Origin of the sequence: Teichococcus oryzae (genome assembly GCF_008386565.1) — a bacterium.
In the GTDB taxonomy this organism is placed as follows: domain Bacteria; phylum Pseudomonadota; class Alphaproteobacteria; order Acetobacterales; family Acetobacteraceae; genus Pseudoroseomonas; species Pseudoroseomonas oryzae.
Genome location: NZ_VUKA01000060.1, coordinates 1 through 1,570 on the forward strand (window position 1 = coordinate 1; position 1,570 = coordinate 1,570).

At 71.0% G+C, this 1,570-nt stretch carries 1 protein-coding gene; it reads right to left on the minus strand.

Annotated features, from left to right (window positions below; all coding sequences use genetic code 11):
- Positions 1-32: 32 nt before the first annotated feature.
- Positions 33-1,562, minus strand: a complete 1,530-nt coding sequence (gene tnpC / locus F0Q34_RS21485; protein WP_456316256.1) for an IS66 family transposase — start codon at positions 1,560-1,562, stop codon at positions 33-35.
- Between the last annotated feature and the right edge of the window lie 8 nt (positions 1,563-1,570).

The following is a 1,570-nucleotide window of genomic DNA, read 5'->3' on the forward strand; positions in this document are numbered from 1 at the left end:
GGTACCCATCCGGTGATGGCCGCGGTTGACGGTCAGGCGGCAGCGGTTGCAGGTGCCTGAGTGCGCTTCCAGTTCCACGGCAGGAACTCGTCGAGCCTGGAGGCGGGGTGGTCAGCCACCCTGGCCAGTACGTCAGCAAGCCAGGCACGCGGGTCGATGCCGTTCAGCTTCGCAGTGGTGATCAGGGCGTAGATCATCGCGGCCTGCTCGCCGCCGCGATCACTGCCCGCAAACAGCCAGGCCTTTCTGCCAAGGGCCACGCCGCGGAGCGCGCGCTCGGCCGCGTTGTTGGTGAGGCAGATCCGGCCGTCACTGAGGAACCGGGTGAATGCGGCCCAGCGCTTGAGGGCATAGTCCAGCGCCTTGGCCAGATCGTTGTGGCGCGACAGCCTGCCCCTGATCTCCAGCATCCAGACCTGCAGGTCGCCAACGAGTGGGGCCACGACGCTCTGCCGGTGCGCGAGCCGATCGGCCGCCGGGCACCGGTTCACCGCCCGCTCGGCCTCGAACACCCGGTCGATGCGCCGCACGGCCTCGGCGGCCAGCGGCGCGCGGGCGACTTCCGCCAGCTCGAATACCTTGCGCCGGAAATGCGCCCAGCACGCCGCCTCCATGATCGGCCCGGGCCTGCGGCTGGCCAGGTAGAGATCGCCGAACCCGGCATAGGCATCGGCCTGCAGGATCCCGCTGTAGGAGGCCAGGTGCCGCTTGGGGTGCTCCGCGGTGCGGTCGCGCGAGAAATAGAACACCGCGGCGGGTGGCGCAGGTCCGGCAAAAGGCTGGTCGTCCCGCACATAGCTCCAGAGGCGCGCCGTGACCGTCCTGCCGCGGGCGAGCAGCGGCACCGTGGTGTCGTCCCCGTGCAGGCGCTCCGCCGCCAGCACATGCGCCTCGATGAGGGCGTGGAGTGGCGAGAGCACCGCTGCCGCGCTGCCGACCCAGTCCGCCAGGGTGGAGACGCTCAGCTCCACGCTCTCGCGGCCATAGCTCTCGCTCTGCCGGTTCAGCGGCAGGTGCTGGCCGAACTTCGCCTCCAGGACCATGGCCAGCAGGTTCGGCCCAGCCCGGCCGCGGGCGATCGGATGGAACGGCGCGGGCGGCTGGGTGATGCGCTCGCAGGCACGGCAGGAGAATTTCTCCCGCACGGTTTGGATGACCTTCCACGACCGCGGGATCACCTCGAGCGTTTCGGTGACGTCCTCGCCCAGCTTGGACAGCTTGCCGCCGCAGCATGGGCAGGAGGCGGGTGACGGGAGCACCACCCGCTCCCGCGGCAGGTGGGCAGGCAAAGGACCGCGGGCAGGCCTGCGCGGCGGCGGTGCTCCGGGCCGTGTCCCCGCCTGGTTCTCCGCCCGTGCCGCGTCCTCAGCGGCCGCGGCGACCAGCTCGCCGAGTTCCAGTTCCAGCTGATCCAGGAGCTTGCGGCCGCGCTCGGAGGAAGCGCCGAACTTGTCATGACGCAGCTTGGCGATCACCAGCTTGAGGTGGGTGATCATCGCCTCGGCGCCAGTGGCACGGGCCTCGGCCGCGAGGCGCGCCTCGCGCTCGGCCGCCAGGGACACCCGCAGGG